Consider the following 21,528-nt stretch of genomic DNA (forward strand, 5'->3'; position numbering starts at 1 on the left):
GGGTTTGTTTTCCCTCTCCACCGGTGGACCGCCCGCCCCCGGGCGGTCCGGATGAGTTTCCGGTTTGAAAGGGGGGTTTACTACTCACCTGGCCATGGCGAAGTGACCCTCCGACCATGGTTGGGCGAGCTACTGAACTGGCCGCACGGTCTTACGGCTCGACAAGAGCACGAAAACCGGGCACGGCACCCCCCTACCGCGTCCCCACAACGGGATCATCGCGACGCTTGAGCCCTCCCCATGAGCCGCTTAGCCGATGAACCGTTGCGGGTTGTACGACGGTATTGATGTTTAGGACTGTATGGCAAGTCCCGGATCGTGGTTGTGCTTTTTACATTCTTGATACCTATTCAGCGGTCAGGTCGAAGGTCGCACTGACCGCTTTACCTTGATCTTTTCACCGAACGCCCATCTGGAATGCCCTGCTCCAGATGGTCTAGCGCCGCCCCCTGAGGGGGTTGGATCCGGTCGTTGGCGAGCCGGTCCGCCCAGTTAAGCGGAGCCATCCCGTCCGGCGTGTCGCGGCGCAGAGGAGGAGCAGCGCGGTGATTGCCGTGACCGCGGTGATGCCTCCACCCGCGGTCAGAACATCCAGTGCGGACAAGGTTCCTGCGACGGCCATATCGATTCCGGCCGCACCGGCCGCGGCGGTGGCCGCGCGAGCTACCGGGTCGAGTCCGGGCAATACGGTATAGAGGCCGCAGGCCGGCCCGGCGAAGAGGAAGAAGATCACAAAGGGCGCCCGGAGCGGCGACTGGGCATCGCTGAGCGCCAGGGCGACTCCAACGCCCGAGATGGCGAACGCCGCACCCGCAAGGATGGGAGGCAGATCCGTCTCGACCACTGACGGCCTGTCTCTGCTGCTCTGCATGGCCGATTTTGCTCCCAAGGCCCCGAATTCCGATGCCCATGCTGCGCATCGACGCGGACTTCCGTCAAGCTGACGAGCCATCATGTTTGGCATGGACATTTCCAGTGAAGTATGCGGTCTGCAACCAATGTTCAGGCAGTGGATCTGCTAAACGGAGATGTCATGAAACAGTCCCGTATTGCGGCTCTGTCCTTCTCTCTCCTCCTCAGTGCCGCCCTCGCGCTCACCGGCGCGAGCCAGGCACAGGCCGCCGAGAGTGCGGCCGCCCTTGACTACGTAGCACTGGGCGACTCCTACTCATCGGGTGTCGGAGCGGGCAGCTACGACAGCGCCAGCGGTGCCTGCAAGCGCAGCGCCAAGGCCTATCCGCGGCTCTGGGCGGCCGCGAACTCACCCTCGACGTTCTCGTTCACGGCTTGCTCAGGCGCTCGTACGAGTGATGTCACCGCGGGGCAACTCGGCCCCCTGAACTCCGCGACCGACCTCGTCACCATCTCCATCGGAGGCAATGACGCGGGCTTCGCGGACACCATGACGACCTGTGTCCTCCAGTCGGAGACCGCCTGCGTCAACCGGGTCAATGAGGCGCGCGCCTACATCGACGGCACCCTGCCCGCCAGACTCGACAGCGTGTACCAGGCGATCAGGGCCAAGGCCACGACCGCGCGGGTGGTCGTCCTCGGCTACCCCCGCTTCTACAAGCTCAACGGCACCTGTATCGCCGGGCTCAGTGAGCGCGAGCGGGCGGCGATCAACGGCGCGGCCGACCATCTGAACGCCACCACCGCCAAGCGGGCCGCGGACCACGGCTATGCCTTCGGCGATGTCACTCCCGCCTTCACCGGACATGAGATCTGTTCCGGAGCGTCCTGGTTGCACTCCCTCAACCTGCTGAGCATCGGCGACTCGTACCACCCGACCGCCGCCGGCCAGTCCGGCGGCTATCTGCCGGTCCTCAACGCCAACGACTGACCGCCGTCACGGCACTGACTGCGACGCCGGAGGCGTCCGCCGAGGAAGAGGCCCCACCCGTGGGGGCCGCCGGCTCGCAGTCGACCGAGAACGAGATCCACCCTGACCGTGCCTCGACCGGGTCGCGGACCTCCACCCGGATCCGGTCGCGGTGCGTGCCCTCGGCCTCGTGTGTCAACTCGGTGTGCTCGACCCGCTGCTGCCGTGCGTCGCCATCGGTGAACCAAAGCGTCTGCCAGCCGTCCGCCGATGTCCGCCCGCTCTCCGTCGTCCAGCGGTACCGCACGGTCGCCGGCGTCCGCGCCACGCTGACCGTCGCCCGGAAGGCGGGCGCAGCGCTCGGCGGCGGCGCGCAGTAACCCGAGTAACCGGCGCGGACGGCGCTTACGGAGACCTCGACCCGCTGCGGCGGTCGGGAGTCCTGGGTCGCCGAGGGGGCGGTGCTGCCCTTGCCCTCCGACGGGCGCGCGCCGCCGCTGTTCGCCGGTTCCCGGTCACCGCCGGTGCCGGCCGTGCCCGTGGTGGGGCCGGGGGTTTGGGAGCTCACCGCGGTGCCGGTTCCCCTCGCCTCGGACTTGCTGTTCCGTTGGCTGTCGACCAGCGCCCAGGCCAGTCCGCCGGCGACGACCAGAAGGAGCGCCACCCCCGCGGCCAACACCACCACCGCCCGCCGGGGCTGCTCGCCTTGGGCGCCGTTGACCGGGGCCGTACCTCCGACGGTGGTGGTCCCCGATCCTGAGCCACCCGAGCCGAATCCCGCCCCCACCAGTGGTGGGTGGGTCGATGGGGTGTGGGGCCCTGAGGGCGTCGGCACGGTCAGCACAGGGGCCGTACCGCCCGCGGCCACCACCCTGAGGAGTCGAGCGGCCTCGTGCGCCGTGAGCCGTTCTCCGGGGTTCTTCCGCAGGAGTCCCGCGATCACGGGTGCGAGTTCACCCGCGAGCCGCGGTGGCGGCGGTTCCTCGTCGACGACGGCCCGCAGGGTGCTGAGCGCACTCTCCCGACGAAAGGGCGAAGCCCCCTCCACCGTGGTGTGCAGCAGTACCCCGAGCGACCAGAGGTCCGATGCGGGGCCCGGGGTGTGCCCAAGGGCCCGCTCGGGTGCCAGGAACTCCGGCGAGCCGATGAGCTCGCCGGTCATGGTCAGGTTGGAGGTGCCTTCCACCACGGCGATCCCGAAGTCGGAGAGCACCACCCTGCCGTCATTGGCGATCAGCACGTTGCCCGGTTTGACATCGCGGTGCAGCACTCCTGCCTCATGGGCGGCGCACAGGGCCGCGAGGATCTCCGCCCCGATGTGGGCCACACGCTCAGGGGCGAGCGGACCCTCCATCTCCACGATGTCCGACAGTGCGAGTCCGCGGATGAGTTCCATCACGATCCAGGGCCGCCCGCCCTCGGTGGCCACGTCGTAGACGGTCACCACACCGCGGTGGGAAATGCGCCCCGCCGCCCATGCCTCGCGCTCCAGCCGCTGGTAGAGCCTGTGCTCGTCCGCCGAGCTGAGTCCGGCCGGAGCCCTGACCTCCTTGACCGCGACCTCGCGGGCCAGCGCTTCGTCGTGTGCCCGCCACACCACCCCCATACCGCCTTCGCCCAGTGGGCTCAGCAGCCGGTACCGCCCTGCGATCAACTGGTCCTCGGGCACGCGAGCTCCCATCCGTCATGGCACGGCGTTCTCGGCACGGCGACTCATTGGATCTCGGTGAATCTCGGTGGAAACCATTCCAAGTTAGCTCAACCCCCGCTTGTTGGCGCCCCTTTAAGCGGCAAACAGCTGCGGATGACGGATCGCGGCCATCACCGGGTGGCCGGGGTCGGTCGATTTCCGCGGTGTGAGTGTGGTCACTCCCATCCCTCCCCTGATGGGTCTCCCCGGCCGGGAGTGCGCGGTCGGGGCACGGGGAAAGGATGGAGGAGGACTCGATGGAGTGTGACGGAACGTGACCGAAAGGGATGGAAGGGCCGAAGCGGCCGTGCTGTGCGGAGTCAAGGCGCGAGACGGAGAGTTGTCCAACTCGCCCTGGAATCGAATGAATTCGGAGAGTGACCGTCAACTCGCGTACAGCAGTGGTGAATCCTGGGGACGGGATACACGGGTGTCCCGGCGGGGCGATAGGGTTAACCTGCCCGGGCCGGGTGCGTCGTACGGGTGGGGAGTGACATGGAACAGATAGCAATGCGTAGCAGGCCGCGAGTGCCTGCCATTACCTGCGGGAGTAGCGCGACTAGCTCGCGTCTCGACCGGCATCTTTCGGTGCTCGGCGGTCCCGCCGTGCCTCAGCGGGAGACGGTCGAGGCCACCTCGTTGATGCGTGAGCTGACCTCACGCGATGTGGCACACGACCGCGATTCCAGCAGGAGCGGGCGCGTCTCGCTCTTCGCGCCGCTGCGGAGACTGCGTCGGACCCTGTTCGGTAGCCGCCGCTGATCCTTCGGCCACTCGCTCGGTCAAAGCGCACCCTGGGTCGCGCACCACATGTCACGTGTCACCGCCTGTGCGGCCCCGCGCTCAGGCGACCACGCTGTCCCGGCGTAGCGCCGCTGTCTCCTGGTCCGTCATCCCCAAGGACTTCAGCAGCGCACTGGTGTGCTCGCCCAGGGCGGGCACCGCTCCCATCTGCGCCTCTGGCCCACCCGGCAGGGTGATCGGAGGCAGCAGAGCCTTGAGTGGTCCGGTTGGCGTCTCCACTTCCCGCCATCGGTCCCGCGCGGCCAGTTGAGGATGTCCGGCCACATCCTTCACATCATTCAGCCGGGCACAGGCGATGCCCGCCGCCTCCAGCCGTCGCACGGCTTCTTCCGTGCCGAGTTGGGAGAGCGCACCGGCCACCACCGCGTCCGTGAGCTCACGGTGTGTGGTGCGGGCGGTGTTGGTGGCGAACCGCGGGTCGCTGCCGAGCGCCGGGTCCTTCAGGATCTGGTCGGCCATCCGCCGCCATTCGCGGTCATTCTGCACCGACAGAAGGACCTGTCCGCCATCGGCGGTGGCGTAGGCGTCGTACGGGGAAATGACGGCGTGCGCGATACCGGTGCGCGCCGGAGGTTCACCACCGTGCATCCCATAGTGCAGCGGGTGTCCCATCCACTCGGCCAGGGACTCCAGCATGGAAACCTCCACCGGCCCACCCCGACCCGTGGTGCTTCTCCGCAGCAGGGCGGCGAGGACCCCGGAGAAGGCGTACATGGCAGCGGCGATGTCCGCGGCCGGAACGCCGGCCTTGACCGGCTGCTCGCTGGTTCCGGTGACCGACACCAGCCCTGCTTCGCACTGGACCAGCATGTCGTACGCCCGCTTGTGGGCGTACGGGCCCCCAGCGCCGTAGCCGGAGATGTCCACCGCGATCAGCCGCGGGTGTGCCGCACACAGGGTCGGTGCATCGAGACCGAGACGTGCCGCGGAGCCCTGGGCGAGGTTCTGGACGAAGACATCGGCGTCGGCGATGAGCCGGTGCACGATGTCCCGGCCACGCGGGTCCTTGAGGTCGACGGCGAGGGACTCCTTGCCGCGGTTGCACCAGACGAAGTGGGAGGCGAGCCCCTGGGCCGCGGTGTCGTAGCCGCGGGCGAAGTCACCGCCGTCCAGCCGCTCGACCTTGATGACACGGGCACCGAGATCCGCGAGCTGACGGGTGGCGAAGGGAGCCGAGACGGCTTGCTCGACGGCGACGACCGTGATGCCTTCGAGCGGCAGGGGCTGAGTGTGCATATGCCGTGCCTACCGTGTGTACGGCATATATGTCATCAGACACCCGGTGTGAGGTGTATCCCGCTGCGGTGGCGCATAACCCGTCCCGATCTGGTGCGGGGATACGCGCCGACCGTCAAGGCCGGGGCCCTGGCCCGTGATCGACGCCTGGCCCCTGCCCCGGCCAGGAGACCGGCGCCCCGCCCCGGCCACCCCGATCCACTATCGGCCTACTGCCGTCCGGGTGGGAACCCCGGGTCCGCATGGACCGTTCACCGGGCATGGTGAGCACAGCGTGGCAGGTTGCCGGGGGAGTGTTAGCCCTCGGTGTTGCCCTCTACCTCCTGGACCGGACCCTGTTGTGGATGGAGGCTCGGGGATGGGTCTACTGGCGCAGACGCAAGGGTCTGTCATCCATCGGCGTTGACTTCCTCCAAGAGGGCGACCCCGGTGCACGGGCCGTCAGGAACGCCATGGAGCAGGAGCGGGTGCGCAAGAACGTCAGACCCGCGGAGGGCCCACCAGGCCAGGTGGATCTGGAGAGCGGGGTAGTGCGTTTTCGATCCACCGCATCCGAGGCGGGGAGCCGTGCCCCCGACGCGGGAAGCCGTGCCGAGCCGTCCGGTACGGAAGGCGCCCTACCGGGCGAGGGCGGCGCCAGGGCCGCTCGCCCGAGCTCCCAGGTGGCCGACGGAGGCGTGGACCGATGAGTGAACTCCTCCCGTTGCTGGTCTTCGTCGGCGCACTTGCCGCGATCCTGGGCTTCTTCGCCTGGCTGGCATCCCTCGCACGACGCCGAGGTGTCGCCGGCGCGGCCATCCGCGCCGCGATGGCCTCCCACGACGAGGCCTTTCGGATCACCGCTCATGACTCGTACTACGAGATCCAGGTACAGGCGGAACGCAAGGTGCCGATTCCGTCCCCCGACGATCCATGGAAGCGGCGCCGGGTCGAAGCCGCTCAGCGGCGCGCTGGCGGTAGACGTCCGCCGCGGCCAAGGGCCCGGCGTTCCTGGTGGGGCCCGCGTCGTCGGGGCCAACGCCCTCGGCGCGGATGATTTCGGCTAGCCCCCGCCACCGTTGCCCGGTTGCCCGGTTGCCCGGCTGCGCCGACAAGCCTGCTAGCGGTCGCCGGCTCCCCATCTCTGCGGCTGGCGCCCCCATCGCTTACGGGGCAATCCGCTGGCCTGCCCCGTAACGGTCGGCTTGCGACGATGAGCGTCGGTGACCTGCCATCGAGCCGGAGCAGCATCTGAGGCCGCGCCCGGGCCGCGGCTCAGAGCAGCGCGAACTGTCCCTCCGGGCCTTCCTCGGGATGGTCGAGCACCGAGGCCGGCCGGCGGGCGGCAGAGGGGAGGGGAAGTATCCCCGGGAGTTCGGCGAGCTGGTCCGTGGCCGCCGTCTTCAGCAGCTCCGTGCGATCGGCCTCCACCTCGGCCAGCAGCGCCAGGACCGTGATGAGCTCCAACAGTTCGGACGTCCACTCCTGCGGCCAGGCCAGGGAGCCCAGCGCTTCCAGGGTTCCCGCACTGGCGGTTGCGGTGCGGCTGCCGAACCAGAGGTCGAGAACGCGTACCCCACCGCAGGAGAACTCCCAGGCCCCGGCCGGTACGGGCGAGATCCGGCCCGCGCCGATGGCGAGCGTCTCTTCGGTGGAGTCATACGCCATACCGGTCGGCTGTGCGTCGACCGCCGCGCGCACATAGGGGCGGCGGCCACCGGGCAGTCTCGGTCGCGCCCTGCCATGAGCACCGCGCAGTTGGATCTCCAGCATGCGGCGGCCGATGTCGATGCCCGCGGACCAGACGGTGGGGTCGGCGGGCAACGGGACCGTGCAGCCCGTGGGCGAGTGTCCGGCCGCGGCCACGATCCAGGCCAGCAGATCGTCCGCGGTGATCTCGCTCCCGTACAGCTTGCTCAGTGTCGGCAGCAGCCCGGGTGCGACATTGGGCTCTGCGCCGTCCGGTCGACGGTAGAGCGGGCGGATGCGGCCGGCCCTACCGGAGAGCGCATGGCCATCGGGCAGGAGCGCGGACGCCACGACCGAGGGGCCCCGGGTCTCCGCGCGCTCCGCGTTCTGCTCGATGACGAAGACCTGCCGGTCGTCCGCGACGCGCCATAGCTCCGGGCGGGCGAGGTCGATGAGCCGATGGTCCGGAATGAGCCACTGGTGGTCGAAGGCACCGTGGAGGATCCGCATCGGCTCGGGGCAGCGGCCGCTCTCCCGGGCGAAGCGGCCCGTTGCCGATCGCTGTCCGGGCAGTTGCCCCACGGCTGTGTGCGGTGTCCTGGTTCGGGTACAGCCGAACAGCGCGTCCTGCTCGGCGCCCCGCGCCCTGAGCACCGCGTCCCAGCGGGCCCTGAGCGCACCCGCGTCCGGGGAGAGCACCCAGGAACGTCCCATTCGCAGCGGTCGTACGCCCCAGGGCATGAGGTCGTCGAGCATCAGCATGGGGATATCCTGCCCGACCTGCCGTGACCCGTCGCCACCCATGGGTCGTTGGCTGGGGGCCGGGGCCCTCCCGGCTGGATCCTGACGGGCTCCCCCGATCCAGCCGAAAGTCCCTGGCCGCGAGGAGTCCGTGGCGGAGGAGCCTCACTCGGCGTCGACGGTGACCGAGAAGGAGAACCGGTCGCCCCGGTAGCGGATGCGCGCCACATCGACCACCTGGCCGGCCAGATCACAGGTGACGCCGGTGTAGTGCAGGATCGGGCTCAGCAAGGGCACCTTCAGCAACTCCGCCGTCAGCGGGTCCGCCAACCGCGCCTCCACCGTGTCGGTGATCCTGCCGATCCGCACCCCGACCGCGTCCCGTAGCACTTTGGTCATCGGCCAGCGCTCCAGGTCCTTCACATCGAGGCTGGCGGCGATGTCCGGGCGGACCGCGTTCTCCGCCCAGTTGGTCGGCTCACCGTTCTCACCGTCGCATCGCAGCCGCCGGTACATGACCACCTCGGCCAGATCGGGAAAGTGCTCGGTCAGTTCGCCGGGCACCGGCTCGGGCCCATGGCCGAGGATCGTGGTCTGCTCGCCGGACTGCTGGGCCACGATCGCGTCGATCGAGCCCAGCAACCGTCTCGGGGCGCCGCGCCGGGCCCCCGGTTCGATAAAGGTCCCCCGCCGTCGATGCCGGCTGATGAGCCCTTCCTCCTCCAGCTCCTTGAGGGCCTGCCGCATGGTCAACACGCTCACGCGGTAGTGCGCGGCGAGTTGTTCCTCGGTGGGCAGCCGCAGCGAGGCTTCGGGCGTCCGGCCCAATATGGACGCGCGCAGCGACTGCGAGACCTGGTACCACAACGGCAACTTGCGGTTGAGGACCAGTGAGTCGGGAGCGAAGGAGGAGGGCACGGGGACTCCGTATCAGGACTCGAAATGACGCTCAAGACCCTGCCACACGTTGTCGTAACCCTTCTGGAGATGGCGGGCGTTGGCCGCCTGCTCGGTTGCGGTCACCGGCCAGCGGGTCTCGAACATGAAGGCAAGACCGTCATTGATCTTCTGTGGCGCCAGCTCGGCGGCACTGGCTCGGTCAAAGGTCTCGCGGTCCGGGCCGTGGGCCGACATCATGTTGTGCAGCGACCCGCCGCCCGGGACGAAGCCGCCTTCGCCTGCGGTCTTGGCGTCGTACGCACCCTCGATCAGACCCATGTACTCGCTCATCACATTGCGGTGGAAGTACGGCGGCCGGAAGGTGTCCTCACCGACCAGCCAGCGCGGCGCGAAGACCACGAAATCGACGCCGGCGAGCCCGGGAGTGTCCGACGGGGAGGTGAGCACGGTGAAGATCGAAGGGTCGGGATGGTCATAGGAGATGGTCCCGATGACATTGAATCGGCGCAGGTCGTAGACGTACGGCACATGGTTGCCGTGCCATGCCACGACATCGAGCGGTGAATGGGCGTAGTCGGCGGACCAGAGGTTGCCGCAGAACTTGGTGATCACCTGCACCGGTCGATCGGCTTCGGATTCATACGCGGCGGTCGGGGCGAGGAAGTCCCGGGCGTTCGCCAGTCCGTTCGCTCCGATGGGGCCGAGATCGGGGAGCTGGAAGGGCTGTCCGTAGTTCTCACAGACATAGCCGCGAGCCCGCTCGTCCAGCAGTTCCACGCGGAACCGCACACCGCGCGGGATCAGGGCCACCTCGCCGGGGCGGGCGGCCAGCCGGCCCAGCTCGGTGACGAGCAGCAGGCCACCGTGCTCGGGGACGATCAGCAGCTCACCGTCGGCGTCGCTGAAGACCCGGTCCATGGCGGCGTTGGCGTGGTACAGGTGCACGGCCATGCCCGACCGCTGGGTGGTGTCCCCATTGCCGCCCAGCGTCCACAGTCCGGCGAGCCAGTCCGTACCCGGGGCCGGTTCCGGCTGAGGGCTCCAGCGCAGCCGGTTGGGGTCGGGTACGGATTCGGTGAAGGGGGCGCTGCGCAGCGAGCCGTTGCCGATGCGGCTGAAGGGCGGATGCGCGGCTGACGGGCGGATGCGGTACAGCCAGGAACGACGGTTGCGGGCGCGGGGCTCGGTGAACGCTGAGCCGCTGAGCTGTTCCGCGTACAGCCCGAGTGGAGCGCGCTGGGGTGAGTTCTGACCCAGCGGAAGAGCTCCGGGGACCGCCTCGGAGCTGTGTTCATTGCCGAAGCCGGAGGAGTACGTCAGTGATTCGGTGTCTTTGCGTGCTTGCTCGGCCCGTGTGGACAGGGTGCCCGCCTGCCCGGCCCGCGTCTGCTGGGTCTGCCCGATCCCGCTCATCGTCCGCTCCCGGTGCCGAAAGAATCCTATGGACAACCGTAGGATTGCAGAACTGTCCCGTCAACGGCGTCGGAACGGCACGATGAGGCGCGGATTCCATGGCCGGTTACGCCGTGCGCCGGTGCAGCGGCGCAGCGCCGAACGGCTCGCCCGAATACTGGATGCGTGTGCGGATCTGCTGGACGAAGTCGGCTATGAGGAACTGTCGACTCGTGCCGTGGCGGCGCGGGCGGGGGTGCCCATCGGTTCGGTCTACCGCTTCTTCGGCAACAAGAGGGCGCTCGCCGATGCGCTGGCCGAGCGAAATCTCGATCGGTACACCACGCGGATCACCGAGCGGCTACCGGTACCGCCCGACGGGGACTGGCGCGGGCTCCTCGATGCCGCACTCGACGAGTATCTGGCGATGAAGCGAACCGCCCCTGGCTTCTCGCTGATCGACTTCGGTCATCAGCTCCCCGCGGGGGCCCCTGCGGGCGGCGCCAATGGCCATGTGGCCGATTCCCTCGTTGACCTGGTCGCCGCCCACGTCGGGCGCGCGGTGGACGAGGAACTGCGCCGGGTGGTGCTGATCGCCGTGGAAGCCGCGGACGCCTTGCTGCGACTGGCCTTCCGGATGGAGTCCACCGGGGATGAGGTGATCATCGGGGAGACCAGGGAGTTGTTGCGGGCGTATCTGGCGCGGGTGCTGGATTGAGGGTCGAGCGCGCTGGGTTGAAGGGCCGGGAACGAGGGAAGCCAAAGAAGCCGGAGGTCAGCGCGGTGTCCGCGTTGACCTGGTGTTTTGCTCGTATTGCTCGCATGTCAACACCTTGTTAACAGCTTTTGGCGCCCCCTAACGTCGTCCGGACCGCCGAACCGGTGGGAGTTCAAGGATGAACGTGAGGTACCCCCCATGCTGACAATCCTCGGCTTCACCATGATCGCGACCTTTCTGGTCCTGATCATGATGAAGAAGATGTCGCCCATCGCGGCACTGATCCTCATACCCGCCCTCTTCTGCGTGCTCGTCGGCAAGGGCGCGCACCTCGGCGACTACGTCATCGAAGGCGTCGGCAACCTCGCCCCCACCGCGGCGATGCTGATGTTCGCCATCGTCTACTTCGGCGTGATGATCGACGTCGGTCTCTTCGACCCGATCGTCCGGGGCATCCTGCGCTTCTGCAAAGCAGATCCGATGCGGGTGGTGGTGGGTACCGCCCTGCTCGCCGCGATCGTCTCGCTGGACGGCGACGGCTCCACCACCTTCATGATCACCGTCTCGGCGATGTACCCCCTCTACAAGCGGTTGAAGATGAGCCTGGTCGTCATGACCGGAATCGCCGCGACCGCCAACGGGGTGATGAACACCCTGCCCTGGGGCGGGCCCACCGCACGGGCGGCCACCGCCCTCAAGTTGGACGCCGCCGACATCTTCGTACCGATGATTCCGGCACTCGCCGTGGGGCTGCTCTTCGTCTTCATCCTCGCGTACGTGCTGGGCATGAGGGAGCGCAAGCGGCTCGGGTACCTCTCCCTGGACGAGGTGCTGGCGCCGGAGTCGGACACGGTACTGGTCGCCACCGGTGGCGGAGCAGACGCCACCGCTCCGCTGGGCCGGGGCGCTTCGGCGAAGGGGAAGGGCGCCAGTGCCACGGGGGGCAAGGCGGCCGGCACGGGCAAGAGGGCCGGGCGGGGCGGCGCGGGAGTCCCGGGCCCGGAGGGTTCCTCCCAGACCGCGGGGTCCACCGGTGCCATGGACGCCTCGGACGGCCTCGACGGCCAGGACGACGGATTCCAGGGCCTCGACCCCGACCGCGAGACCCTTCGTCCCAAGCTCTACTGGTTCAACGCCGGCCTCACCATCGCCCTTCTCACGGCGATGATCATGGAGCTGCTGCCCATCCCGGTGCTCTTCCTCCTCGGCGCGGCACTCGCTCTGACGGTCAACTACCCGAACATGAACGACCAGCGGGCCCGTATCGGCGCGCACGCCGAGAACGTGCTCAATGTCGCCGGCATGGTCTTCGCCGCCGCGGTCTTCACCGGGGTGCTCACCGGCACCGGCATGGTCAAGCACATGGCGGACTGGCTCGTGGGGGCCATCCCCGAAGGCATGGGCCCGCACATGGCCATCGTCACGGGACTGTTGAGTCTTCCTCTCACCTACTTCATGTCGAATGACGGCTTCTACTTCGGAGTGCTTCCGGTGCTCGCGGAAGCCGGAGCGGCCCACGGTGTCTCGCCGTTGGAGATCGCCCGCGCCTCGCTCGTGGGACAGGCGCTGCACATGTCCAGCCCGCTGGTGCCCGCCGTCTATGTACTCGTCGGTATGGCCAAGGTCGAGTTTGGCGACCACACGCGGTTCACCGTGAAATGGGCCGCACTCACCTCACTGGTGGTACTTGCCGCCGGGGTGGTGATCGGGATCATCTGAGGTCTGTCGCCCTGATTGCACAGTGCCACGGATAGAGGCCAGAGCGTCAGGGGTGTGGGAGCCGATTCGATCACTTCGGCTCCCGCACCCCTGACGCTTTCGCGTTCCCACACACCCAGGGAACTGCCGTCTGTCCGTTGGCTGGTGCGGCGGTGTCCATGCCGGCGCATCGGAGTATCGCCTGGTGAGACGCCCGAGGTGGTGAGGGCTCTTTTTGTCACGCTTGGCGTGCTCCTGTCGGCGGTCAGGGCGCCGATGATGTGTGCGGAAGCCAACTCGTGGGGAAATGAAAGCCGTTCAAGATTCCGGCAGGGCAAGGCGCCGGTGTAGCTGCTCCGGACCGAAAGCACTGTTCCAATTTACGTCGATGTTATTCCCCGGCCGGGATTATTCGACTATTTTCAAGCCCCCAGCCGCTCCCCACATCCCCCGGCGGAACATATGACTCGCTCTATTACCCTGCAGAGTGTCAGCAAGCGATACGGACGAGCTGCCCGTGCCGTCGATCGATTCACTCTCGACGTCAAACCGGGCGAATTCGTCGTGCTCCTAGGCCCCTCGGGCTGCGGGAAAACGACCGTTCTCCGCATGATTGCCGGACTGGAAACGATCACCGACGGCGAGCTTCTCCTCGATGGAGAGCCCGCCAACCATTTGTCTCCGGGCGATCGATCCATCGCCATGGTCTTCCAGAACTTCGCCCTCTATCCCAACATGACCAACCGCGAGAACATCGGCTTCCCCCTTCGGGTGGGCGACCCTCGTGGGGACCGCCGCCCCCACGTCGACGCCACCGCCCGGATGCTCGGCATCGAGGACGTCCTCGACCGCTACCCCTACCAACTCTCCGGCGGAGAGCGACAGCGGGTCGCCATGGGGCGGGCGATCTCCCGGCAGCCGTCGGTCTTCCTGATGGACGAGCCGCTGTCCAATCTGGAAGCCAAGCTGCGCAATCGGCTCCGGGCCGAGATAGCCCAGCTCACCAAGGAACTGGGCGTCACCACCATCTACGTGACCCAGGACCAGGCCGAGGCCATGTCACTGGGCCACCGGGTCGCCGTGATGCGCGGTGGTGTGCTCCAGCAGGTCGGCACCCCGCGCGATATCTACGCCGTACCCGAGAACGTCTTCGTCGCCGCGTTCATCGGCACCCCGCGGATCAATCTCCTCCAGGCTGTCGTGCATGCGCCACTGGACGGTGGAATGTCACTCGACCTCGGCAGACAGCGACTGAACCTGCCCGAACCGCTCAGTGTCGACCACCAGTTGCTGCGCATCCAGCAAGGGCGGCAGATCATCGTCGGGCTGCGCTCCGAGGCCACCAGGGTCGGCCTGCCCAGCCAGGCCCGCCCTGGTGAGGTGCCACTGACGGGCACCGTTGAGTACACCGAGTACCAGGGGCACGAGGCCCTGGTCTACGTCAACATCGGCTCCCGATCGGCGATCGTGCCCAACCTGGAGTCGCCCCGACCCACCATCTCTCCGCGCCGCCTCAGAAACCGCGGGAAGGACAACGGCACCATGCTGACCAGGTGGAAGGAGCGGATGAACACCTATCTCTCCGGTCCCCCGGCCATTTTGGAAGAGTCGGGACCGCAGCCCTACGGGCCGCCCGCCGGGTACGGGCCGCACGACCCGGGACGTCCGCCCGTCCCGGCCAACTCGCTCGTCGTCAGGACCAGCCCCAACCTCTGGCTCCAGCCGGGTGCCCGGGTGCCGCTGCTGGTCGATCTCGCCCATCTCTACGTCTTCGACCACCACGGGAGAAGGATCTGTCCTGCCCCCGCTGAGCTGCTCGGCATAGAAAGCTGAGGTCGATGGGCCCCTGCGCCCTCGGGCCGGGGCCCATGGCATGGGAAACCAGTGCTGTGTGAACGCACTACCGCCACCGCGGTGGGGGAGCTCAGGCCAACCCCGCGATGAGATCGATGTTCAAGAGCCGGCGATGGACCGGCACGGCCAGGATCGATGCCGACGCGGTGCTGAAACCCCGCGTGGCAGCCGGCTGACGGCCCGCCAACTGGGCCCGCGAACCGGCCTGGGAGATGAGCAGGCATAGCTCCCGCGCCCCACCGATACGGTCGCCGAGAGCACCGTGGGGCCCGCCAGGTTCGATGTGCCCGTCTGCGCCACACCCCGACTGCCGTCCGTATCGCACCCGCCGCCTGTTGAGTGACGCGCTCCAGGCCCGCGAGGACAAGATCGCCGCCACCGTTCACCGACCGCGGCCCGCACACGTTCGCCGATCGGGAGCCCGCCCGCCCGCCGACGCCGTTACGCCCGTACGCCTTTGAAGTGATGGGCCAGAGGTCTCCGCCCCTGCGAAGCGCGGAGGGGAAGCGCCATCGTCGATCGAGAGTCCGTGGCAGCCCAAGGAGCCGATACGCCGGGGACGCCCCCTTGGGCAGCAGGCGGGCGGCCTTGCCGAGCCCGGCTGCGTCCGCTGGCGTCCAAGCCGGCCACGAGCGGGTGGGCTGGCGGGCCGGAGCCGCCGGAACGGGTTCGACACGAGCCTCCGGTCCGTGTTCCGGTACCTCCGGTCGCCGTCGATCACGCTTCGGGGGCCCTGACCCCGGGGTATAGGCCGTGCGCCCCACCGTCCAGGGCGCGGATGCCGCCGCTCAGTGGCCTGGTCCTTACCTACGGTCGCCGTGCCACCCGGGCCGACTGGAAGCCCGTCGGCCGGCCGACGGTGGCCGGTATCGATGGCGGAGAAGGGCCCTGTGCGCCTGTCCGTACCCCTCTTTACGCAAGACCCTTTCGTACCCGGTCTGCGGCATTGTGAATTGCAGGCCACCAAGGCCCGGTCGGTTCTATGGAGCATGCACGTGCGTTCCGGCTTGTTTTGATGGGTCCAGCGGTCCCATCGATGAGCTCTCCCGTGGATTGGGGTGATGTTTCCAGAACACATCGAACGGCCGGATCGATGGACCCTCGGTTCGGTTCCGGCCATTTACGGAGTGGGTGATTGTGATAACAGCTCATTCCGCTACCCGAGATGGCAACTTTCAATCAACCGCTCGCAGCGGGAGCGGTTCGGACGGGCTTGTACGGCTTCCGTCGGCGGGGCGCTCCAGAGGTTTTGACGCCGTTTCCACAAATGAAAGAACGTTGTATTTACTCGCGCTCAACGGGAATTTGCAGCACTCGATGACAGGGGTGCCCGATCCGGTTGCCGCAGTTGGCCGGGCCGTCCACGGCGTGGGTGCGGCTCGGGTCGAAGGGGCGCTCCGGGGCCGTTCGGAGTGTTCGCGTCAGCGATGGGTGGCCTGGGGCTTCACTCCAGGGGCCGGGCTGAGCACCTGGGGGCCAGGGGACCTCGGCATACCGCGCACCGGGCCGACCGGCCCGTGCGACGCGGTGCTCGGTTCCCGGTGGCGCTCACTTCTCGGCGATGGCCGCGAACTGAACCCTCAGTCCGTCGATGATCGCCCGCAGACCCGTTTCGAAGGCCCCTTCGTCCACCTGCTCCTGGCGCTCGGCGAGCAGATGCGCCTGGCCCAGATGCGGATAGTCCGTCGGGTCGTACGCCGCCTGATCGTCGACGAAACCCCGGGCGAAGGAGCCCAGCGCCGAGCCGGTGACGAAGTACCGCATCAGTGCGCCGATGGAGGTCGCCTGCGCGGGGGGCCAACCCGCGCGGACCATGGCGCCGAAGACGGCGTCGGCCACCCGCAACCCAGCGGGCCGGCGACCGGGCCCCAACGCGAGCACCGGAACGATATGGGGGTGGGCCTTGAGCGTCGCACGGTAGGCGACGCCCCAGTCGTGCAGTGCGGTGTCCCAGCCCCAGTCGCCGGATTCCGGGTGCGCCCCGGCGTCGAACATCGACAGGTCGACCTGTGCCTGGACGGCGTCGGCGACCGCCTCAAGGATCTCGTCCTTGGTGCGGAAGTGGTTGTAGAGGGAGGGGCCGCTCACTCCCAACTCGGCTGCCAGTCGGCGGGTGGAGATCGCCTCCACACCCTCGGCATCGATCAGTACGCCCGCTGTCTCGATGATGCGTTCTCTGCTGAGGAGGGGCTTCCGCGGTCGGGCCATGCGGCACATCGTAGGGCCTGCCGCGGAGGGAACCAGCGCCGCTCACGCCGGTGGGGGGAAGCCGGGCCGGCCGACGAGGCACCAACCACTTCCGGGTGTGTTCTGGCTCGATATCGCTGACCAAGATGTGGGTCGGCAAGCTCTCGTCAAGCGCTAAGCGCTTGCTCACCCGTGAGGGTATGGTTTCCTCCTGCGGAACAGGAAAGGGCGTGTGATGACTGCGGCCGACGACATGACCTGCGAGGACGTGCCATGGGGCGAGGTTTCACCCGAGGCGGCAAGGAAGTTGCTCATCGCCGCCGTAGAGGCCTTCGCTGAGCGCGGCTACCACGCCACGACGACCCGCGATATCGCCGGCCGGGCTGGAATGAGCCCTGCCGCCCTCTATATCCACTACAAGACCAAGGAAGAGCTGCTCCACCGCATCAGCCGGATCGGGCACGACCGGGCACTGCGGATCCTTTCCGTCGCCGCCGAGCGGGAGGGAACACCAGGGGAGCGGCTCGCCGGTGCGGTCAGTTCCTTTGTCCGCTGGCATGCCGGACGCCATGACACCGCCCGGGTGGTGCAGTACGAACTCGACGCCCTCTCACCGGAGCACCGCACGGAGATCGTGGAGCTGCGCCGCCGCAGCGATGCCGTCATCCGAGGCATCCTGCGGGACGGCGTGGAGTCCGGGGACTTCGATGTGCCCGATGTGCCGGGTACCACACTCGCGGTCCTCTCGCTCTGCGTCGACGTGGCGCGCTGGTTCAACACCAGGGGGCATCGAACCCCCGATGAGGTGGGCGAACTCTACGCGGGTCTCGTCCTGCGCATGGTGTCGGCACGGTCTTCGTCCGGCGACGGCCGGGACTGATCGACGCGGGCCCCTGGTCCACCGGTTGACGAGCGGGTAGTGCGGTGAAGGGGAGAGCCCCGGCCCAGGGGCCGGGGCTCTCCCCTTGCTGGGGGATGCGGGGGGTACGCGCTCGGGCGTACCCGCAGCCGGCCCGCGGGCGCGGCTCACTTGCCGCTGTCCTCGGCGAGGGTATGGGCCACCAGGGCGCTGGCGTGGCCGTGCCCGAGTCCGTGTTCGGCCTTGAGCCAGGAGACGAGCTCCATGTGCTTGGTCAGGGGCGAGGCGCGGATGAGGTCTTTCCACTCCGCGATGGGGCGGCCGTACTTCTTCTCGATGGAGGGGAAGTAGCTGGCAGGGCCCTTCACAGTGTCCTTCATGGTGGCAAGTGTCCTATCTATCCGGTCCAGCTGTCCGGCTGGTCCATCTGAACATGGGTGATCTTGAGGTGATGAGTCGCTAGGAGCGGGGAGAGCGTCCGTCGTTGGGGCTCGACTGCCGGGGCCCAGCCGCCAGCCGGACGGCTGTCGCGGTGAGCCAGATGAGGCCGAGGCCCGCTCCCGCGGTGAAGGCCAGCACGCTGGCCGCGGAGGCCATGAAGCCCGCGAGCACCGCCACCGGCATCAGGCGGCAGGCCAGGGCCCAGCCTCGCTCCTGCTGGGCTGCGAAGTGCCGGGCCAGGACGAGGAACGCGGCGCACAGGGCGAGGAAGCCCACCATGCCGCCGAGCATATGGATGGCGCCATCGGTGCTGATCGATGCGGCCGGGGCCTCGGCGGCATCGGCGGGGAACCCCGCTCCGGCATCGGCCGGAAACACCGCGCTCACCAGGAACGAGAGGCCGAACACGCCCACCAGCCAGGGTGCCCAGGTGCCCGCGGGGCCGTCGCGCAATGTCCGTCGCATCCCGATCGCACCGGCGATGACCAGGGCCCCGGTCAGCGCGAAGCTGGTCATCTGGATCCAACCCAGGTCGCCGATGCTGAGCTGGCTGATGGCATTGCGGGTGAAGTCGAAGCCGTCGCGTGTCAGGCCCTGGATCAGCCCCACTCCGAGGAAGAGCGGCCCTGCCGCGGCGCCGGCGAACACCAGGCGCCGTGTCCGCCGCGCGGCCGGGGCGGCGGCTTGGGCGCTGCTGATCGGGGCGGTGAGTGTGTGGGTCATCAGGGTCCCTTCCCTCGCTCGCGGTGCTCCGACCTCGGCGCCAGGGCGCCCACGGCACTGCGGTGTTGTCGCGGGTATGACCAGGGGGAAGGGGCGGAGTCATCGATTGCCCAGGGGTGACCTGGGTCACATGTGACCTGTCCTGGGGAACAGTGGCTGGCGCCGACGCGGGTACCTCGGGCTCAGGGCGGTCGCACCGTCCGTGCGGCGCCTAGAAGTAGTAGCGAGTGACCGAGTCGGCCACACACACCGGCTTCTCGCCGCCCTCGCGCTCGACCGTGACCCGCGCGGTCACCTGCACCCCACCGCCGGCCTCCGAGACGCTCTGGAGGGTCACTGTCGCCCGCAGTCTCGACCCCACCGGCACGGGGGCGGGGAAGCGTACCTTCTCGGTCCCGTAGTTGAGGCCCATCCTCATGCCCTCGACCCGCATCACCTGGGGGATGAAGACCGGAAGCAGCGAGAGGGTCAGATAGCCGTGGGCGATGGTCGACCCGAACGGGCCATCGGCGGCCCGGGCCGGATCCACGTGAATCCACTGGTGGTCGCCGGTCGCGTCGGCGAAGAGGTCGACGCGCTTCTGGTCGATCTCCAGCCAGTCGCTCTGCCCCAGCGGTTCACCGACCGCGGCGCTCAGCTCGTTCGGGGAGGTGAAGATCCTCGGCTCGGCCATCGCTGGTCCCTGCCTTTCACACATCTGGCTCCCGGGGGAGCCCGGTCCGGAGCCCCACCGTACAGAAGCCTCCGATCCGTCGAAATCGCTTGGTGATACAGCGTCAGAAAGAGCAGCCTCCGCTCCCCTCGAATGCCTGGCTCCGGGGGCATGGCCTGCGTGGACGCGCTTGGCCACCGGCTCCGTCACCGGCCGCGCCGCCCGTGTCGCCGCATTCGTCCTGCCCGAGTGTTCGACCCGCCAGAAGGCCACCCCTGCAAACGGCACCACGAAGCCGGGCGGCCGGACCGGGCCGCGGCGGTCGGTCCTGAGCCGATCGGCTTCCGAGCGGTCACCTCCGTACTCGGTGGCGCGGGTAGGGGCGGGGAGCCCGATCGCGATGATCCGCAGCGCTGCGGCAGCGGGGCCTCCCCTTGCCCTGCCGCTCGGCCGACCAGAGATCGAGGAGTGGGGCCCGCTCGGCTGAGGCAGGGCCCGGCGGCCCGCTCACGGGCCCGGCCCTGAGGTTTTCTCCGCCGAAGGAGGACCAGTAGGGTCACGGGGTGCCACCGTTTCCCGAGACCACCCAAGAGCTGACCGTCGGCCAACTGTCACAGCGCAGCGGCGCCGCCGTGTCCGCACTGCACTTCTATGAGTCCAAAGGCCTCATCAGCAGCCGTAGGACCTCCGGGAATCAGCGGCGGTACAGCAGGGACACCCTGCGCAGGGTGGCGTTCGTCCGTGCTGCGCAGCGGGTCGGAATCCCGCTGGCGACGATCCGGGACGCGCTCGCCGAACTGCCCGAGGAGCGGACCCCGGACCGTGATGATTGGGCGCGTCTGTCCCAGGCGTGGCGCGGTGAACTGGACACGCGCATCAAGCAGTTGGCGCGACTGCGTGACCATCTGACCGACTGCATCGGCTGTGGCTGCCTCTCCTTGGAGAACTGCGTCCTCTCCAATCCGGACGACACCTTCGGTCAGAAGATGGCGGGTTCACGTCTGCTACCCGTGCGCCGTTCCGTCGAGAGCTCCGAGTGAGCTCCCGACGGTCGCTGCTCCCAGCGTGGCGGGAGCCGTACGCGATCGCCCGCCTCCCCGTCCCGGAGAGCGCCCTCGCCCGCGCATGACGCTGCCTCGCCGCCCTGTGAGGCTCCGCGCGGATATCTCACGGTGTGGGATGACGTGACGTGACGGAGAGGGGGCGGGGCCACCACCCCGTGCGGCCCGCCCCCGCGCCCTCAGGCCACCGATGCCAGTTCCACGCGCCCTGCCGTTTTGGCCGCGGCCACGGCCTCGGATGTCAGCACCGGCCGGGGCACCACGATCCCGCAACCCAGGCAGACCGGTCCGCTCAACGGTTCGTGCGCGAGATCCTGCCGCCATACGATCTCGGTCGCCTCGCAGACCGGGCAGGCCGCACCGGGCTCTTCGCCCAGTGCCGAGATCAACCGGTGGAGTACCTCGTCCAGTGGTGCGGCGGGGTGAATGGTGGGCCTGTCGCAGCGCGCGACACCGTGTCCGCCCCAGGTCCGTCGGTGCCAGTCATCGAACGACGACGGCCGGCGCAGCCCATCGTGCTTCTCCCGTTTGCGCCGATCCGCGAAACTCTCCTCGTACGCGAGCCAGACGGCCCGCGCCCGCTCCAGTTCTTCGAGCGCGGCCACCAGCCGCGCCGGGTCAGGAGCCCGGTCCTCGGGCTCGATACCGTACCGGGCACATAGGTGATCCCAAGTCGCCCGGTGCCCATAAGGGGCAAACCGCTCTAGGCACTTGCGCAGTGAGTAGCGACGAAGCGCCAGATCACATCGCGCATCGCGCACCTGTCTCGCAAGACTCCGGAAACCGGCCATGCACTGCCACCTCCGTCGCTGGTACATCGGCGTTGGTGTATGGACGTACGACTGCCCGATCTGGCTCCATCGAAAATCCGATGGAGCCCATTAATGAAACGTTCCTACGGTGGTGAGTGGGGTCGCACCTGCGCCGATGTCTTTGCATCCCTCCCGCCTCGGAGCCCGCGGCCCCGAATCCACCGTGGGAAGACTGCCTTCTGATGACTGCCCCGAAAGTCAGCGATCAAGGGATCGAGTTGTGAACGGGCGTCGTTCGCGCGGGTCCGCGGTCAAGCCCCGCCCCGCCGG

Annotated in this window: 20 protein-coding genes; 9 read left to right on the top strand and 11 right to left on the bottom strand. The window is 68.4% G+C overall.

What is annotated here, in order from left to right; all coding sequences use genetic code 11:
• Nucleotides 1–436: 436 nt before the first annotated feature.
• Nucleotides 437–871 (bottom strand): hypothetical protein, encoded by a 435-nt coding sequence (locus NBG84_RS18670; RefSeq protein ID WP_250920630.1) that lies wholly within the window; start codon nucleotides 869–871, stop codon nucleotides 437–439.
• 162 nt (nucleotides 872–1,033) lie between these two features.
• Here NBG84_RS18670 and NBG84_RS18675 point away from each other — a divergent pair, with 162 nt between their 5' ends.
• On the top strand, nucleotides 1,034–1,843 hold the full coding sequence (locus NBG84_RS18675; RefSeq protein WP_250920631.1) for an SGNH/GDSL hydrolase family protein: 810 nt from the start codon (nucleotides 1,034–1,036) through the stop codon (nucleotides 1,841–1,843).
• Here the strand turns inward: NBG84_RS18675 and NBG84_RS18680 are convergent.
• Nucleotides 1,827–3,503, bottom strand: coding sequence for a serine/threonine-protein kinase (locus NBG84_RS18680; RefSeq protein WP_250920632.1), 1,677 nt, complete (start codon nucleotides 3,501–3,503; stop codon nucleotides 1,827–1,829). The two genes, NBG84_RS18675 and NBG84_RS18680, sit on opposite strands and share 17 nt — an antisense overlap.
• A gap of 504 nt (nucleotides 3,504–4,007) precedes the next feature.
• Here NBG84_RS18680 and NBG84_RS18685 point away from each other — a divergent pair.
• The gene (locus NBG84_RS18685) at nucleotides 4,008–4,274 is read left to right on the top strand and encodes a hypothetical protein (protein ID WP_250920633.1); all 267 of its coding nucleotides are present in this window, start codon (nucleotides 4,008–4,010) and stop codon (nucleotides 4,272–4,274) included.
• 81 nt (nucleotides 4,275–4,355) lie between these two features.
• Here NBG84_RS18685 and NBG84_RS18690 read toward each other — a convergent pair whose 3' ends face one another.
• The gene (locus NBG84_RS18690) at nucleotides 4,356–5,552 is read right to left on the bottom strand and encodes a CaiB/BaiF CoA transferase family protein (protein WP_250920634.1); all 1,197 of its coding nucleotides are present in this window, start codon (nucleotides 5,550–5,552) and stop codon (nucleotides 4,356–4,358) included.
• Nucleotides 5,553–5,812: 260 nt separating this feature from the next.
• On the opposite strand from NBG84_RS18690, the gene NBG84_RS18695 reads away from it, so the two are divergent.
• Both NBG84_RS18695 and NBG84_RS18700 read left to right on the top strand, forming a co-directional pair.
• The gene (locus NBG84_RS18695) at nucleotides 5,813–6,241 is read left to right on the top strand and encodes a hypothetical protein (RefSeq protein ID WP_250920635.1); all 429 of its coding nucleotides are present in this window, start codon (nucleotides 5,813–5,815) and stop codon (nucleotides 6,239–6,241) included.
• Complete coding sequence (locus NBG84_RS18700; RefSeq protein WP_250920636.1) at nucleotides 6,238–6,588, top strand: hypothetical protein; 351 nt, start codon at nucleotides 6,238–6,240, stop codon at nucleotides 6,586–6,588. The genes NBG84_RS18695 and NBG84_RS18700 overlap by 4 nt, the downstream gene beginning before the upstream one ends.
• 218 nt (nucleotides 6,589–6,806) lie before the next feature.
• On the opposite strand, the gene NBG84_RS18705 is transcribed toward NBG84_RS18700, so the two are convergent.
• The 3 genes from NBG84_RS18705 to hmgA form a co-directional block, all read right to left on the bottom strand.
• Nucleotides 6,807–7,982, bottom strand: coding sequence for a type ISP restriction/modification enzyme (locus NBG84_RS18705; protein ID WP_308312082.1), 1,176 nt, complete (start codon nucleotides 7,980–7,982; stop codon nucleotides 6,807–6,809).
• Between the two features lie 144 nt (nucleotides 7,983–8,126).
• On the bottom strand, nucleotides 8,127–8,879 hold the full coding sequence (locus NBG84_RS18710) for a GntR family transcriptional regulator (RefSeq protein WP_250920638.1): 753 nt from the start codon (nucleotides 8,877–8,879) through the stop codon (nucleotides 8,127–8,129).
• A 12-nt stretch (nucleotides 8,880–8,891) separates the two neighbouring features.
• On the bottom strand, nucleotides 8,892–10,274 hold the full coding sequence (gene hmgA / locus NBG84_RS18715; RefSeq protein ID WP_250920639.1) for a homogentisate 1,2-dioxygenase: 1,383 nt from the start codon (nucleotides 10,272–10,274) through the stop codon (nucleotides 8,892–8,894).
• A gap of 82 nt (nucleotides 10,275–10,356) precedes the next feature.
• Between hmgA and NBG84_RS18720 the strand changes: the two genes are divergently transcribed.
• The 3 genes from NBG84_RS18720 to NBG84_RS18730 all read left to right on the top strand — a co-directional run bounded on the left by NBG84_RS18720 (nucleotide 10,357) and on the right by NBG84_RS18730 (nucleotide 14,502).
• Complete coding sequence (locus tag NBG84_RS18720; RefSeq protein ID WP_250920640.1) at nucleotides 10,357–10,971, top strand: TetR/AcrR family transcriptional regulator; 615 nt, start codon at nucleotides 10,357–10,359, stop codon at nucleotides 10,969–10,971.
• Nucleotides 10,972–11,169: 198 nt separating this feature from the next.
• Nucleotides 11,170–12,690, top strand: a complete 1,521-nt coding sequence (locus NBG84_RS18725; RefSeq protein WP_250920641.1) for a CitMHS family transporter — start codon at nucleotides 11,170–11,172, stop codon at nucleotides 12,688–12,690.
• A gap of 441 nt (nucleotides 12,691–13,131) precedes the next feature.
• A complete protein-coding gene (locus tag NBG84_RS18730) occupies nucleotides 13,132–14,502 on the top strand; it encodes an ABC transporter ATP-binding protein (RefSeq protein ID WP_250920642.1) in 1,371 nt (456 codons plus the stop codon).
• A 1,569-nt stretch (nucleotides 14,503–16,071) separates the two neighbouring features.
• Here NBG84_RS18730 and NBG84_RS18735 read toward each other — a convergent pair.
• Complete coding sequence (locus NBG84_RS18735) at nucleotides 16,072–16,731, bottom strand: TetR/AcrR family transcriptional regulator (RefSeq protein ID WP_250920643.1); 660 nt, start codon at nucleotides 16,729–16,731, stop codon at nucleotides 16,072–16,074.
• Between the two features lie 214 nt (nucleotides 16,732–16,945).
• Between NBG84_RS18735 and NBG84_RS18740 the strand changes: the two genes are divergently transcribed.
• Nucleotides 16,946–17,590 carry a TetR/AcrR family transcriptional regulator gene (locus NBG84_RS18740; RefSeq protein WP_250920644.1) on the top strand — a complete coding sequence of 215 codons (645 nt, stop codon included), beginning with the start codon at nucleotides 16,946–16,948 and terminating at the stop codon, nucleotides 17,588–17,590.
• A gap of 146 nt (nucleotides 17,591–17,736) precedes the next feature.
• On the opposite strand, the gene NBG84_RS18745 is transcribed toward NBG84_RS18740, so the two are convergent.
• From NBG84_RS18745 to NBG84_RS18755, 3 genes are all read right to left on the bottom strand, one after another.
• A complete protein-coding gene (locus NBG84_RS18745; protein WP_250920645.1) occupies nucleotides 17,737–17,949 on the bottom strand; it encodes a DUF4287 domain-containing protein in 213 nt (70 codons plus the stop codon).
• Between the two features lie 79 nt (nucleotides 17,950–18,028).
• Nucleotides 18,029–18,733: a DUF998 domain-containing protein gene (locus tag NBG84_RS18750; RefSeq protein ID WP_250920646.1), complete on the bottom strand. Its 705-nt coding sequence runs from the start codon at nucleotides 18,731–18,733 to the stop codon at nucleotides 18,029–18,031.
• Between the two features lie 211 nt (nucleotides 18,734–18,944).
• Complete coding sequence (locus tag NBG84_RS18755) at nucleotides 18,945–19,406, bottom strand: MaoC family dehydratase (RefSeq protein WP_250920647.1); 462 nt, start codon at nucleotides 19,404–19,406, stop codon at nucleotides 18,945–18,947.
• Nucleotides 19,407–19,948: 542 nt separating this feature from the next.
• On the opposite strand from NBG84_RS18755, the gene soxR reads away from it, so the two are divergent.
• Nucleotides 19,949–20,425 (top strand): redox-sensitive transcriptional activator SoxR, encoded by a 477-nt coding sequence (soxR, locus tag NBG84_RS18760; RefSeq protein WP_250920648.1) that lies wholly within the window; start codon nucleotides 19,949–19,951, stop codon nucleotides 20,423–20,425.
• A 200-nt stretch (nucleotides 20,426–20,625) separates the two neighbouring features.
• Here soxR and NBG84_RS18765 read toward each other — a convergent pair whose 3' ends face one another.
• Nucleotides 20,626–21,237 (bottom strand): hypothetical protein, encoded by a 612-nt coding sequence (locus NBG84_RS18765; RefSeq protein WP_250920649.1) that lies wholly within the window; start codon nucleotides 21,235–21,237, stop codon nucleotides 20,626–20,628.
• Nucleotides 21,238–21,528 lie beyond the last annotated feature (291 nt).

The sequence above is a fragment of the Streptomyces albipurpureus genome (assembly GCF_023701525.1).
GTDB classification, from domain to species: domain Bacteria; phylum Actinomycetota; class Actinomycetes; order Streptomycetales; family Streptomycetaceae; genus Streptomyces; species Streptomyces albipurpureus.